Annotated in this window: 15 protein-coding genes; 3 read left to right on the top strand and 12 right to left on the bottom strand. The window is 66.4% G+C overall.

Translation table 11 applies throughout. From position 1 onward, the window contains the following. Positions 1 to 55 precede the first annotated feature (55 nt). The 8 genes from J2X67_RS00360 to J2X67_RS00325 all read right to left on the bottom strand — a co-directional run bounded on the left by J2X67_RS00360 (position 56) and on the right by J2X67_RS00325 (position 9,439). Positions 56 to 1,381 (bottom strand): lytic murein transglycosylase, encoded by a 1,326-nt coding sequence (locus J2X67_RS00360; protein ID WP_309949502.1) that lies wholly within the window; start codon positions 1,379 to 1,381, stop codon positions 56 to 58. Between the two features lie 10 nt (positions 1,382 to 1,391). Continuing rightward, the gene (locus J2X67_RS00355; RefSeq protein ID WP_309949500.1) at positions 1,392 to 3,194 is read right to left on the bottom strand and encodes an ATP-dependent DNA helicase RecQ; all 1,803 of its coding nucleotides are present in this window, start codon (positions 3,192 to 3,194) and stop codon (positions 1,392 to 1,394) included. Between the two features lie 17 nt (positions 3,195 to 3,211). Beyond that, positions 3,212 to 3,733, bottom strand: a complete 522-nt coding sequence (locus J2X67_RS00350) for a hypothetical protein (RefSeq protein WP_309949499.1) — start codon at positions 3,731 to 3,733, stop codon at positions 3,212 to 3,214. Between the two features lie 17 nt (positions 3,734 to 3,750). After that, positions 3,751 to 4,932: a zinc-dependent alcohol dehydrogenase gene (locus tag J2X67_RS00345; RefSeq protein ID WP_309949497.1), complete on the bottom strand. Its 1,182-nt coding sequence runs from the start codon at positions 4,930 to 4,932 to the stop codon at positions 3,751 to 3,753. A 99-nt stretch (positions 4,933 to 5,031) separates the two neighbouring features. Continuing rightward, positions 5,032 to 5,937: an NAD(P)/FAD-dependent oxidoreductase gene (locus J2X67_RS00340; protein WP_309949495.1), complete on the bottom strand. Its 906-nt coding sequence runs from the start codon at positions 5,935 to 5,937 to the stop codon at positions 5,032 to 5,034. Positions 5,938 to 5,950: 13 nt separating this feature from the next. Then, positions 5,951 to 6,868: a manganese catalase family protein gene (locus tag J2X67_RS00335; protein WP_309949493.1), complete on the bottom strand. Its 918-nt coding sequence runs from the start codon at positions 6,866 to 6,868 to the stop codon at positions 5,951 to 5,953. A gap of 136 nt (positions 6,869 to 7,004) precedes the next feature. Next, entirely contained in the window at positions 7,005 to 7,412 is a 408-nt protein-coding gene (locus J2X67_RS00330) for a response regulator (protein WP_309949491.1), read from the bottom strand. Then, the gene (locus J2X67_RS00325) at positions 7,409 to 9,439 is read right to left on the bottom strand and encodes a S9 family peptidase (protein WP_309949490.1); all 2,031 of its coding nucleotides are present in this window, start codon (positions 9,437 to 9,439) and stop codon (positions 7,409 to 7,411) included. Before J2X67_RS00325 ends, J2X67_RS00330 begins: the two co-directional genes overlap by 4 nt. A 230-nt stretch (positions 9,440 to 9,669) precedes the next feature. Between J2X67_RS00325 and J2X67_RS00320 the strand changes: the two genes are divergently transcribed. Continuing rightward, positions 9,670 to 9,876, top strand: a complete 207-nt coding sequence (locus J2X67_RS00320; protein WP_309949489.1) for a hypothetical protein — start codon at positions 9,670 to 9,672, stop codon at positions 9,874 to 9,876. 43 nt (positions 9,877 to 9,919) lie between these two features. Here J2X67_RS00320 and J2X67_RS00315 read toward each other — a convergent pair whose 3' ends face one another. Both J2X67_RS00315 and J2X67_RS00310 read right to left on the bottom strand, forming a co-directional pair. Then, positions 9,920 to 10,675: an alpha/beta fold hydrolase gene (locus J2X67_RS00315; RefSeq protein ID WP_309949487.1), complete on the bottom strand. Its 756-nt coding sequence runs from the start codon at positions 10,673 to 10,675 to the stop codon at positions 9,920 to 9,922. Beyond that, positions 10,672 to 10,935: a hypothetical protein gene (locus J2X67_RS00310; RefSeq protein ID WP_309949486.1), complete on the bottom strand. Its 264-nt coding sequence runs from the start codon at positions 10,933 to 10,935 to the stop codon at positions 10,672 to 10,674. The genes J2X67_RS00315 and J2X67_RS00310 overlap by 4 nt, the downstream gene beginning before the upstream one ends. A 296-nt stretch (positions 10,936 to 11,231) precedes the next feature. Between J2X67_RS00310 and J2X67_RS00305 the strand changes: the two genes are divergently transcribed. After that, positions 11,232 to 11,783, top strand: coding sequence for a DUF4142 domain-containing protein (locus J2X67_RS00305; protein ID WP_309949484.1), 552 nt, complete (start codon positions 11,232 to 11,234; stop codon positions 11,781 to 11,783). A gap of 4 nt (positions 11,784 to 11,787) precedes the next feature. Here the strand turns inward: J2X67_RS00305 and J2X67_RS00300 are convergent, their stop codons facing one another. Continuing rightward, complete coding sequence (locus J2X67_RS00300) at positions 11,788 to 12,681, bottom strand: alpha/beta hydrolase (protein WP_309949482.1); 894 nt, start codon at positions 12,679 to 12,681, stop codon at positions 11,788 to 11,790. A 244-nt stretch (positions 12,682 to 12,925) separates the two neighbouring features. On the opposite strand from J2X67_RS00300, the gene J2X67_RS00295 reads away from it, so the two are divergent. After that, positions 12,926 to 13,255 (top strand): four-helix bundle copper-binding protein, encoded by a 330-nt coding sequence (locus tag J2X67_RS00295; protein ID WP_309949480.1) that lies wholly within the window; start codon positions 12,926 to 12,928, stop codon positions 13,253 to 13,255. Positions 13,256 to 13,264: 9 nt separating this feature from the next. On the opposite strand, the gene J2X67_RS00290 is transcribed toward J2X67_RS00295, so the two are convergent. After that, positions 13,265 to 13,558, bottom strand: a complete 294-nt coding sequence (locus tag J2X67_RS00290; RefSeq protein ID WP_309949478.1) for a copper-binding protein — start codon at positions 13,556 to 13,558, stop codon at positions 13,265 to 13,267. Positions 13,559 to 13,579 lie beyond the last annotated feature (21 nt).

Below are 13,579 nucleotides of genomic sequence, written 5' to 3'. Positions count from 1 at the left end.
CAGTTTAACGGGCTTCGGGCTCGTTTCGCAGGCGCGTTGGCCGCTGCGAGCCGCGCTATGGCTGCTGCAGGCGCTGCAGCAACTCGGTGCTCGGGTAGCCGTCTGCGGGCAAGCCCACGCTGCGCTGGTAGCGGCGCAACCCCTCGCGCGTGGCGGGGCCCATCACACCGTCGGCGGTGCCGGTTGCAAAGCCGCGCTGGTTGAGTGCGGTTTGCAGCTCGACCATCTGGCTGCGAGAGAGCGCCGGCAGATCACGCGGCCAGGCCGCCTGCACACCAGGCCCGCCGCCCAGGCGCTGCGCAAGAAGGCCAACCGCGAGCGCGTAGTTGGTCGAGTTGTTGTAGCGCAGCACGGCTCTGAAGTTCGGCCCGATCAGGAAGGCCGGCCCGCGCGCGCCCGCGGGCAGCAGCACGGTGGCTTCGGAAAACTCCGGCAGCGGCTGGTCGTCGATGGCGCGCAGCCCCTCGGCCGCCCATTGCGCCGACGACTGGCGCACCGACGTATCGGCGCGGCCGTAGTCGAAGCCCTGCGGCAACCGCACCTCCACGCCCCACGGCACGCCAGCCTGCCAGCCCGAGCGCGAAAGAAAGTTGGCGGTAGAGGCCACCACATCGGGCATGCTGCCCCAGATGTCGCGCTTGCCGTCACCGTCGGCATCGACCGCATAGGCCAGAAAGTTGGACGGCAGGAACTGGGTCTGGCCCATGGCCCCGGCCCAGGAACCGATCATCCGGTCGCGTGCGATGTCGCCGCTGTCGAGAATCTTCAATGCCGCCAGCAGCTCGCGTTTGGCCCAGTCTTCGCGGCGCCCTTCAAAGCCGAGCGTGGCCAGCGCATCGATGACCGGCGTGTTGCCGTAGTTTCCGCCGTAGTTGCTTTCCATGCCCCAGATGGCAACGACCACCGCGGGCGGCACGCCGTAGCGCGCGGCAGCCGCATCGGCCTCGGCGCGAACCTGCAGTAGCTTGTCTTGCCCCGTTGCCACTCGCTGCGGCGTGACGGCGTTGTCCAGATAGTCCCACACGGTGCGCGTGAACTCGGGTTGTGCACGGTCGAGCTCGATCACGCGCGGCAAATAACGCACCTGGTCGAACGCGCTGTGCAGCGTTGCATCGCTGATGCCTTCGGCGCGCGCCCTGGTGCGAAAGTCGGCAATCCATTTTGCGAACCGCTGTTCGGCAGCCGCATCGTCAACGCCCGCCGTGCCAGGTGCCGCGGGCGCCGTTGCGGGCCGGGAACCCGTTGCTGACGACGCAGGCGGGTTCGGCGCAGTGGCTGACGGAGCGGACGCACAGCTTGCCAGCAACACGGCTATTGCCGTCGACGTGCCCAACAATGCGAAGCGGTTGAAACGCGAGAAGAAATGATTTGCTTGATGCATCCATCGATTCTCACCGCTGGCCCGCGCGCCCTGTTACCAGACGCTGCGCGGCCCTGCCGCCTCGCCGCGCCGGCACCGGGCTCACGAACTCGGGCTGAAAGCAGCGCTGGCTGCCATCGGCAAATTCGATGGTGACAGAGATCGCATCGGCACCTGCCACAGACCCGACACCGTAGCGCGGCACGCGCACCGAGTCGCCTTTTGCAAAGGCAACGCGTGCCGAAGCGCCGGGCTCCTTTTCGTCCACCGCTTCCGGCTGTGCATCTTGCGTGGCTTGCGCCGCTTGCACCTTGTCGTGCTTCGCCAGGCGCACGCAGTTGTCGCAGGCACCGCAGCGCTGCGCAAGCTCGTCGCTGCCCAGCCCCGAGAGGAGCACCTGCCAGCGGCACATGCCAGTCGTTGCATAGAAGGTCATGCGCTCGAGCGCCTCGCGGTCCTGCTCGCGCTTTTGCCGGTGGCCGCCGAGCATTGCCTCGAGTTGGGCGTCGTCGAGCAGCGGCTTCTTTCCCCAGCGCAGCAAACCCTCGCTGTTGCGCTCCAGCAGGCCTTCCTGCCGCAGCAGGCTCAGCAACACGCGAAGCTTGCCGCGCGGCAGGCGCGCATGCTGCTGGAGCCCTGCCGCCGTCCAGCCTTTGGCCTCCTCGGGAGGCGCACTCGAAAGCACCTGCTGCAGCGCCCGCAGTTCGGCCGCCTCTGGCAACCAGCCGGCCAGGAAGAACTGCTGCACCGCCTTGTCGCGTCGCAGGTAGAGCAGCACACAGTCCGCACGTTCGCCGTCGCGCCCGGCGCGACCGGACTCCTGGTAATAGGCGTCAAGGCTCGAAGGCACCTGGTAGTGCAGCACAAAGCGGATGTCCGGCTTGTCGATGCCCATGCCGAACGCATTGGTGGCCACCATCACGCGGAGCTTGCCGGCCATGAACGCGTCTTGCGCCGCATGCCGCCCGCCCGAGCGCTGCTTGCCGTGGTACAGGCCCACCGATTCGCCCGCCTCCGCAAGCTGCGCCGCCAGCGACTCGGCCGCCTTCACCGTCGCTGTGTAGACAATGCCGCTGCCTTCGAGGCCCGCAACCAGCGCAAGCGCACGCTGCAGCTTGTCTTCTTCGCGCATCATCGGCTCCACCGCATAGTGCAGGTTGGGCCGGTAGGCACCCGTGTTGATGAGGCCCGCGCGCGCAATGCCGAGCTTCTCCATGATCTCTTCAGCCACCTCGTCGTTGGCTGTGGCCGTGAGCGCCAGCACCACCGGTTTGCGCAACGCGCGCACCGCCGCGCCAATCTCCAGGAACGCGGGCCGAAAATCGTGGCCCCACTGCGAGATGCAATGCGCCTCGTCGACCACCAGCAAAGACGTCGGCCGCTGCTGCAGCAGTTTCAAAAAGGCAGCGTCGGCCAATCGCTCGGGCGTGCTGAAGATCACGCGCGCCGTGCCGTCTGCAATGGCGGCTTCCGCGGCGTCGATCTCATCGGCCGAGCACAGGCTGTTCAGCTGCACGGCGCGTACGCCATTCGCATCGAGCTTTTCGCACTGGTCTTTCATGAGCGCGATCAGCGGCGATATCACCACGGTCTGTCCCGAGGCCAGGACCGCGGGCACCTGGTAGCACAGCGACTTGCCGGCGCCCGTGGGCATGACGGCGAGCGTCGATTCGCCCGCCACCACCCTGTCGATCACGCTGCGCTGGCCGGGCCGCAGGCGCTCGTGGCCGAACACTTCGCGCAGCACCCGGTCGACCGCGGTGGCGGCAGTGGGCTGGCCACGGCCGCGCCGGCGTCTGGAAGTTTGGTGCTGAAGGATGGGATGACTCGGCAAGCTGCGCTGATGCGGACTCATCCACGCAGGCGGCGAGCCCGTCCGCGGCCCTTGAGCGCCACGGCCACGAGCGCCAGCGCCGCAACGCCGATGGCCACCTTGCGTGCAGCGCCCATCGGGTTGTGCCTGAGTTCGGCGCGACCGCCCATCTCGGCATAGATGTTGGGCACATGCCCGCGAGAGATGTCTTCGATGAGGCCTTCGCCCATCTGCACCCGGTCTGCCAGCAGCAGCATGAGCCAGTGCCGGAGGTCGTTCTCCGAATGCCGGAACGCCACGCGGCGCAGCCGGCCGCTCAAGCCGGAGGGCGGCAAGGTGGTCCCGAAGATGGGCGTGATGCCGGGGCGCTCGGTCGAATGAAGCACCTCCGCATGCGAGTGCTGCTGCTCTGCCGGCGCTACCGGGTGCGGCAGCCGCGGCGGCGTGCGCTCCTTGGGGTAGGCCGGACGCATGGCGGGGTCGAGGTCGGCACCCCAGCCGATGATGTGCGCATGGCTGGGCGACGGCGAACGGGTGTTCGAGGGATCTGGCATGTTCATTGGTGCGCTCCCGTCAATCAAAGGCTTGCGGCCGCGGTGGTCGTTTCGCGCACCATGCCGGGCGGTACCAGCACGGTCTTGATGCAGTTGTCGAGTTTGCTCGAGAAGATGTGATACGCGTCGGCCACGTCGCGCAGGTCGATGCGGTGAGTGATCACGCGGCGAGGCTCGATGCGGCCGGCCTGGATGTGCTCGATGAGGCGCGGCAGGTGCCGCTTCACGCTGGCCTGGTTCATGCGCAGCGTGAGCCCCTTGTTCACCGCGTTGCCAATGGGCACGGCGTTGAAGGTGGGCCCATAGACGCCGACGATCGATACGGTGCCGCCCTTGCGAACCGAGTTGATGCACCAGTGCAGCACCGTGGCCGCGCCGCCCTGCAGCTTGAGCTTGACGCCGAGCAGCGTCTGGACAAAGTTGCCCGCGGCCTCGCAGCCCACGCAGTCGACGCACACGTCGGCGCCAAGGCCGTCGGTCATCTTCTTGATATGGATCGCCATGTCGCCCACCTGCTTGAAGTCGATCACCTCGCACTGCGCGTACGAGCGCACGAACTCCAGGCGGTAGTCGACGTGGTCCACCACGATCACCCGGCCCGCACCCAGCAGCCAGGCCGACTTGGCCGCAAAGATGCCGACCGGCCCGGCGCCGAAGATCACCACCGTGTCGCCCTCGCGAATGCCGCCCATCTCGGCGGCCTGGTAGCCGGTGGGCAATGCGTCGGTCAGCAGCACGGCGTCGTCCAGGTCCATGTCCGCCGGAATCACCGTAGGGCCGACGTCAGCCATGGGCACCCGCACATACTCGGCCTGTCCGCCGTCGTAGCCGCCGGCCGTGTGCGAGTAGCCGTAGATGCCGCCTACCGCCGTGGCCTCGGGGTTGGTCGAGTGGCAGTTGCTGTAGAGCTCTTTCTGGCAGAAGTAGCAGCTGCCGCAAAAGATGTTGAAGGGCACCAGCACGTGGTCGCCCGGTTTCAAATGCTGCACCGCCGAGCCCACCTCTTCGACCACGCCGGTGAACTCATGCCCGAAGGTGGAGCCGATGCGCGTGTCGGGCACCAGGCCGTGGTACAGGTGCAGGTCGGACCCGCAAATGCATGAGCGCGTTACCCGCACGATCGCATCGCCCGGGTGCTCTATCTCGGGTTCGGGCTTGTGCACCGCGCGAATCCGGTAGGGGCCGCGGTAGTTCATTGCCAGCATCGGTTGCTCCTTCTTGAATACGGCGTCAGCATCTGCGCCGGGCAACAGCGCTGCGCAAGCAGAGACCCACAGGGTTCGTCGGACAGGGCCCACATTGCATCAGGTGCCGGCACGCGCCGGCCAGTCGGGCCCGAGTTCGCGGTGAATGGCAGAAGCCGCCACGGCCGCGCCACCCATGGCCACCGCAATCTGGTTGAGGCCGGCGCACACATCGCCTGCTGCATACAGGCCCGGCACATCGGTCGCGTGATGCGCATCGACCCGCACATACCCCGTATCGTCCACCGACGCGCCAAGCGCCACCGCAAGCTGCGAGTGCACCGTCAGGCCGAGCGCGCAATAGAGCGTGTCGCACAACGTGCGGGTGCCTGCATGCATCACCTCGATGCGTTCGCCGTGCTTTCGTATGGAATCGACCGGCGCATCGTTCCAGCGGATGCCGGCGTCGGCCAGGCGGCGCCGCTCATCCGCAGCCAGGCCTGGCCCGCCTTGCGCCATGAACAGCGTGATGTCGGCACTGAAGTGCCGCAGGTAGATCGCCTCCGCCACGCCGGCCGGGCCGTTGGCATACACGCCAACAGCCTTGCCGACAACCTCGTAGGCGTCGCACACCGGGCAATAGCGCAGCACGCCTGCGTCCAGCGCGGACCGCACCTGCGGCATGGCGGGCGGGATGTCCGTCACGCCGGTGGCAAGCAGCAGCCGCTTGCCCTCGATGGGCTCCTGCCGGGTTGCCAGGCGAAAGCCGTCCGGCGTGCGCTCTGCCCGCTCTACAAAAGTCTGGACGATGCGAACCGGATAGCTGCGCAGTTGCGCACGCAGCATGTCGCGCACTTTCGCGCCCGGAATGCCGTCCGCAAAACCGGGATAGTTGTGCGAGCGAGGAGTCTTTTCTATCCGGCTTTGGCCCGCATCGACCAGCACCACCGAGCGGCGGAAGCGGGCCAGGTAGATGGCCGCCATGAGTCCGGCCGGACCGCCCCCGACAACTACCGCGTCGGCCATGGGGTCGTCTTGGTCAAACCTTCGGCTTGCCCAGCTCAGTGGCCAGCTCGTCGAGGATGGCGTCGTCGGACATGCCCAGCTCGGCACCGGTCGGAGGATTGCCGGTCGGGTCCGACGCAGTGCGTGTGGCCATTGCTTCCACCGCTGCCTGGTCTTCTGCGGTGAGCTGCACGGTGGGCTCGCCGGAGCCGCCGTCCACCGCCATCTGGTCTTCGGGCTTGCTCACGTAGTCCCATTTCTCGCCCTGGTTCCACGGCCCGCGAACTTCGCCGCCCTTGGACATGTCGAAGTAGACCTTCGTGAACTCGGGCATGCCGGGCAGCTTGCCGGGCGGAAAGTTGGGCTGGATTGCGTAGAGCGCCTTCTCGAACGACTTCTGGTGCGCAATCTCGCGCGTCATCAAGAAGCCCAGCGCCTCCTTCACGCCGGGATCGTCGGTCAGGTTGATGAGCCGTTCGTAGACGATCTTGGCGCGCGCTTCCGCCGCGATGTTGGAGCGCAGGTCGGCCGTGGGCTCGCCGATGGTGTCGATGTAGGCGGCCGTCCACGGCACGCCGGCGGAATTGACCAGTGCGGGGCCGCCTCCGTAGAGCACCTGCGTGATGTGGCTGTCGTTGCCGGCGCCGGTAATGCTGCGAAAGGCCTCCGCCTCGGCGTCCACCCCTTCGGCCAGGCGGCCCTTTGCGCCCTTGTTGAGCATGGCGACGATGGTGCCGATGACTTCCAGGTGGCTCAACTCTTCAGTGGCAATGTCGAACAGCATGTCCTTGCGGCCCGGGTCGTCCTCGCCGACGGCCTGCGTGAAGTAGCGGCAGGCGGCCGCCAGCTCGCCCTGCGGGCCGCCGAACTGTTCGAGCAAAAGGTTGGCAAGGGCGGGATTGGTCTCGCTGACGCGCACGGTGTATTGCAGTCGCTTGTTGTGAGAGAACATGCGTGGGGCTCCTTCTGGGAAAGTGGGCGGAAAGAATGGAAAACGACTTCCATGTTGCAGAGCCCCACGCCCTCCAGACTCGGCATGTGCGCCACGCTGATGTAGGTTGAATCCCCCTGTCTATTGCCGGGGTGTGTTACCGCGCGTGTGCGTCTTTGCCCCCGGCGTCGCGGCAGAGCGACCTGCTCGCCGCAATGCAGAAGTCGATGAGCGAATCCATCTCGGTCGTCTTGTCGAAAAACGCGTCGGCGCCCACTTGGGCGGCGCGTTCCCGCACAGGCTCCCGCGCATAGTTCGACATCAGGGCCACCCGCTGGCGCGGCGAACGCACGGTGCATCGCCGCAAGATGTTGAAGCCGTGCCCGCGCGCCAGGAAAAGGTCGATCAGCGCCAGGTCCCAGTCCCGCGGGTGCGCATCGAGCCAGTCGATGGCCTCCTGCTCGGTCGCGGCAGCGAACACGATCTCCACTCCCGCGATGGGCCGCAGGACCTGTCCAAGATGCTCGCGCATGGCGGCATCGTCTTCCGCAAGGAAAACTCTCATCGAAGACTCTCTTCCTCCGTCTCTTGCGCCCTGGCCCGAGCGGGCTGCGGCGTGTTGCGAGGCCCGGCGTAGCGGACAACCCATTCGACGATCCGCTTTGCCGCGTCTTCCCGGCACGAGGGTGCGCCGCTGCCCAGAAAGCCGTGCGTCTCGCCCGGGTAGAGCACCAGTTCCGTCGGCGTGTCGCCCGCACGCGCAAGAGACACGAACAGCTCTTCCGACTGGCACTTGGGGCAGCGTTCGTCGTCCTTGCCCTGCATGAAGAGCGTGGGGGTTGCCGATTTTTCAATGTGCTGGAGCGGAGACAGCCTGCCGGCCAGCTTGCGGTCGAACACGGGTGAACTGCCCATGTAGAACGGGTCGGCGTAGTAGCCGCCGTCAGAGGTGCCGTAGTGGGTTTCGATGTTGCCTACGGGCGCCATCACCACGGCGGCGGCGAATGCGTCGGAATTGCCGGTGGCATAACCGCTCAGATAGCCGCCGTACGACTTGCCCGAAACGGCTACCCGCCCGTCCGACACACCGGCGGCACGCAGTTGCTCTATTGCCGCGAGGTGCTGTGGGAGATCGCGCGTGCCCCAGTGCCCCGCGAGCCGCCGGCAGAATTCGCGGCCATAGCTGGCCGAGCCCACCGCGTTCAGCGCAAGGACCGCCCAGCCTTTGGCGCACAGCACCTGCCAGAAGACGTTGGTATCGAAGTCGAGCAACGCATAGCTTGCCGGCCCGCCGTGCACATCGTTCAACAACGGCTGGGGCTGCGTGCTGCCGCAGGCGCGAAGCAGCCAGCCCTCGATTCGCTCGGTGCCGCCCATGCCGTCGGGCACCTCGAACTCCATTGCGCGCGCCTCAATGGCGGCGCGGTCTTGCCACCAGGGGTTCAGGCGGCTCAACTGGCGCTCCGGGCCGGGCTCGCCGGTGCCACCTTCTTCTTCGCCGCGCGGCCGCGCCCACACCTCGCTGGGCAGCGACGGATGGTCCACGCTGTAGACAAAGTGCCGAGCCGTGCAGCCGAAGGCCCCCAGTTGCCGGTCTCCGCCGGCGAGCACCCGCAGTGTTTCGCTTTCCACATCGAGCGCGACGATCTGGTGCCGCCCACGATGGGCCCGCGTGAACACCAGGGATCTGCCGTCGGATGTCCATTGAACCGAACCGGGGTCGGCAACATCCACCGTGGCCTCGCAAACGGCACGCACCTTTGCGGAGTCCGCTTCGGCAATCCAGAGCTGCGGTTCCGCATCGCCCTCTTCGCGTGCCCCCGTAAAGGCGATGCGGCGTCCGTCCGGCGACCAGCAAGGCTGCATCACTATGGCGTGCTCGTGCGTCAGGCGCCGGGCGTTGCTGCCGTCGGCGTCGCAAACCCAGAGGTCGTTGCAATGCGCAAAGCGCCCCTCCCGCGTGCGTGCGAAGGCGATGCGCCGGCCGTCCGGCGACACGTCGAAGGCGAGCACATCGAACGCGCCGTCAGTAAGTTGCGTGTGCCGCCCGCTCGCCACGTCGAGCCGGAACAGGTGGAACTCGCGCTGCAGCAGATAGCCCACGCCGTCTTCTTTGTAGGGAAGCCGCCATGCGACTTCCGGCGCGCATTTGCGCGCTTCGGGCTGTTTGCCGTTGGCACGCGCGCCGCGCAGGTCGGGTTCGGTCTTTACCGCGGCTGCAACCACCAGCGACCTGCCGTCAGGCGCCCAGCGCAGGTTGGAAACGCTCTGCGGAAAGCCGCCCAGCTGCCATGCCTCGCCGCCGTCGCGCCGGATCAGATGCACCTGGGGCGAGCCGCCGCGGTTCGACAGGAATGCGAGCCGCGTACCGTCCGGCGACCAGCGCGGCGACTCGTCCCGCCCCGGGCCGCGCGTGAGCTGCAAGGCGGCCGAGCCGTCCGGCGCAAAAGTCCAGATGCACGATATGTAGCTGTCGTTCTCGCGATCGACCGACGAAACCGTGCAAGCAGCGAGTTCGAGAGTGGGCAAGCAGTGAAGATCCTGGACCTTCTGGTGCAGGTAGAGGTCTTCAACGCTGAAGGGTTGGGTCATGTCGATGTACTCCGTATGCAGAGCAAGGAGGCAACCCGCGTGCCCGGCGCCATCGCCCGCTGCTGTGCACTGGCTCGCAGCGGCATGTAAGACATGCGGTCAATAAAGCCCTCTTCTGCACGCGCGGCCTGGCATTGGAAATCGTCCTGCACCGCGTGCTCTTTCCGTCCGACTGCCCGTGCCGGCCACCGAACGAGGATGGTCATTGGCGAACAACAGGAGCACCAGTCATGAATCGGAAGCAAACGTCCGCCGAGCCGTCGGAGTCTGCGCCCCTCACGCCCGGCAAGCTGCCGCTCGAGGCGGAGGTGCGCGCAAACGACCTCGAGCTGGATGAATCGCAACCGCCTGAAGACGCGAAAGACCTGGCCGACGACGAGGCGCAGCCCGGCAAGGGCGAGAACGCGCCGGGCTTTCTAAAACGCCAGAAGCCCTGACAGGGCGAGCGAAGCGCAGCAGCGCCTCATACCCGGTGCAAGCTCACGCCGCGCCGCGCGCGTTGTCGCTCACTGCAGCTGCCGCGCCGCCGGTCACCTGGTTCATCCAGCGCAGCAAGTCATCGATGAACCTGCTCTGCGCTTGCTTGCTCGACAGCTCGTGGTCCGCTCCTTCGAGAAGGCGGTAGTCGAATGACCGTGCGTTCGTAAACGATTCCTTGTAGCTCTTCACCGCGGGGTGCGGCACCGTGTCGTCGTCTTCGGATTCGATCAGCAGGACGTCGCCCGAAAACGCTTTGCATGCGGCAAGCGCCGCGTTTTCTTCGGGGCTCCGAATGCCGCGGCGGTAGCGGTCGAGCTCGTCCTTGTCGAGCTCTTCCTTGGGAACGAACCAGTCCTCGTCCCGATACAGCGCCGGTGAGCGCAGCGCCATCCACTGGAGCGGCCTTTGGGCACTCAGGAGCGCGCCAAGGTAGCCGCCGTAGCTGAACCCGATGAAGGCAACCGCCCGCCCTTCGACCGCCCGCTGCTCCACAAGGCTGTCGTATGCGGCAACGAGCTCTTTCAGGTTCTGGTCCCGGTTCATCTTCTCGCGGGAGACGCCGCGGCTTCGTTCGCCCGGGAAATCGACACGGCGCATGAACCAGCCCTGCTCGCGCAGCGCGGCGCCTATGCGGTCGTACTGCTCGTGCTTGTCGTCGTCCCACCCCGGCACAACGAGCACCGCGGGCTTCTGCGGGAGGCAGTGCCGCAACACCTCGGGCGTCAAGGGCGGCAGCGAACCAAGGTCTTTGCTCATGAGCCGGACTCCTCCCGATCGGCGACGACGCCTCCCCGGGTTTCATGTTCGTCGATCCACCGGATGCCACGCGCCTTGAGGCTTTCGAACAGGTTGTTCCGGCTTTCGAAAACGCCCGTGGAAAGCAGCGAGCAGCGAAGCTCGCCCTCCTTTCGCACCTCGGCCACGCCAGAAGTCTGGCCGCCGCTCAGCGTCTTTTGGGAGAACAAGGCGATCTCCCACCCCTTGTGAAAGTAGCGCCCTTGTGGAATGAGCTCCATCGCTGCCCCTGTGCTCTGCGGATCCAAATGCAATGCAAAGTTCGCACTGCTTACTTCGTGTGAAAAATTTCACGGGATGTCACTGTACACGCGGTGGAATTGATGAGTTGAGCGGTGCGCCGGCTCTCGAATGCCGATTCAAAGCCGGCCCCTTCCGCAGACGGGCCGCATTACAGGTGATTGGCATGCCGCAGGTGCAGGTAGCGTCCGACACGGGGCAATGCGAGCAGGACTTATAGATTGGCCTACCCTCGCCGAGGTGGAGGTCCGGCCATCGCCGGGCTGCAAGGAGAACAATGAAAAAGCTTCGAACCCCTACGCGCGTCCTCATGCTTGCCTGCGCTGCTGCGCTTGCGGCCGGATGTGCGGCCCCGGAAGATCCTGCGTCGAGGCCGGCCGCGGCACGCGCGGGCGGCCTTCAAGACCCGCAGTTCATCACCACGGCGGCGGGCAACGGGCGCTATGAAGTGCAGGCGGCACGTTTGGCCATGTACCGCGCCGCGAGCCCGCAGGTGCGAAGCTATGCGCAGATGCTCATCGACCACCACACGCTGGCCAACAACGAGCTGATGGACCTGGTGCGGGCCCGTGGAATGCGGCTTCCCGGTGTGCTCCCGCGCGACAAGCGAATCAGGCTGGACCGACTGGTGTCGGCCCCTGCAGGCGAGTTCGACCGCATGTACATCCGGCTCGCGGGCATCGAAGACCACCATGCGGACATTGCGCTGTTCGAGCGCGCGGGCCGCGAGCTTCGCGACCCCGAGCTGAGGGCCTGGGCAAGCAAGAACCTGCCGACGCTCCGCTTGCACCTCGACGCGGCGCAAACGCTCGGGTCGGCAATGCGCTGATCGTTCAGGCCCCGGCAAGAAATGCAATGAGCGATGCATTCACTTGCCCGGGCATCTCGTGTTGCAGCCAGTGCGTTGCGCCCGGCAGGTGAACCACTTCGCAGGTTTCGCAGAGTGCCGCACCCGCTTCGGCCAATCCGCTGGAAAGCGCCGGGTCTTCATCGCCCCACAAGACCAACGCCGGAGTTTCGATTCGCCTGCCGAGCGGTTGCGCCAGCGGCATCGCCCTGTACCAGTTGAGCATGGCACTGAGGGCGCCTTCGCGCGACCACGCCTCACGGTACCTGGAGAGCGCTGCTTCGTCGAAGGTTCCGGGCGGGCTGCGGCCGGTAAGCGCCAGCGCGAGCAGCGCATGGTCGTTCGCGCTCAACGCCATCTCGGGTAGCCATGGCGTCTGGAAAAAGCCGACGTAGGCGCTGCGCACGGCCTGCATCGGATGGGTGAGCGCGTAGCTCGCCAACGTGGCCGGATGCGGCGCGTTCAGGATCGCAAGGCGGCTCAGCCGCGCCGGCTCCCGCGCGGCGAGATGCCATGCAACGATGCCGCCCCAGTCGTGCCCCACGACCGCAAAGCGCTCGTGGCCCAGCTGGCTGCATATGGCGCACACATCATCGGCCAGCGTGTCGAGCGCATAGGCGCCGACACCCGCGGGCTTGTCGGATTCGCCATACCCGCGCTGGTCCGGCACGATCACGCGCAGGCCGGCGTCTGCAAGCGGCTCCATCTGCTGTCGCCACCCATACCAGAACTCCGGAAAGCCGTGCAGCAAGACCACCGCGGGCCCGTCCTCCGGGCCGCAAGTCGCCACGTGAAAGCCGATGCCGTTTGCGGCAATGCGTTGATGGCGGATCAACTGCGCGGCACCAGTCGCATCGGCATGGTCAGGGCGTCGCTGCATGGGTAGTGCTCGTGCGAAATATTCCTGCGTTGAAAAAAACGAATCGATCGAAGGCGGAATGCTCTTCGGCGGACGGATCTGCCGCGTAGGAAAAACGCGGGTGCGGGCGTGGGTGCCGCCAGCAGTTGCGCACCCCTGGGGCAGCCATGCATCGCCGCCGCCTCACGACGCCATGGGCGCTCTTCCTACACATGAAGTCGTCCGAGAGAAGAGCATTTTTCCAAACGCCTGAAGGAGTCGGCAAATGCCACATGAAACCTATGCCGCATGCATTGAAGCCTGCAACGGCTGCGCCACCGCGTGCAACCACTGCGCCGCCTCGTGCCTCAAAGAAACGGATGTCGCCATGATGGCCCGGTGCATCGCCCTGGACATCGACTGCGCGGCCGCTTGCCAGTTTGCCGCGGCCGCCATGGCGCGCGGCAGCACCCATGCAAAAGCCATTTGCGCCCTGTGCGCAGACATCTGCCAGGCTTGCGGCGAAGAATGCGGCAAGCACAAGGCCGAGCACTGCCAGGCATGCGCCAAGGCATGCCGGGAGTGCGCGGCAGCGTGCCGCTCGATGGCCGGTTGAGCCGGCCGCTCAGGGCGCAGGTTCGATGGCGGTCACGACGAACTTGCCATCGATCTTCTCGGCCTGAAAGCGGATCTTCTCGCCGGTCTTCACCTTGTCGAGCAATGCGTCGTCCTTGACGCCGAAAACCATGGTCATGCCGGGCATTTCCAGGTCCGTCAACGGGCCGTGCTTGATGGTGAGCTTCTTGTTGTCCTTGTCCACCTTGCGGACCTCGCCGTCGGCGAGTTCTGCGGCGGCCACTGCGCCGGTGAGCGAAAGTGCGGCAACGAATGCCGCGAGTGCGGTTCGGATGTTCGACATCTGGATTTTTCCCTTCCCTGC

Origin of the sequence: Variovorax sp. 3319 (assembly GCF_031456585.1) — a bacterium.
GTDB classification, from domain to species: domain Bacteria; phylum Pseudomonadota; class Gammaproteobacteria; order Burkholderiales; family Burkholderiaceae_C; genus Variovorax; species Variovorax paradoxus_P.
Note: the sequence above shows the minus strand (reverse complement) of the source record. Positions and strands in the feature narration are given on the sequence as shown.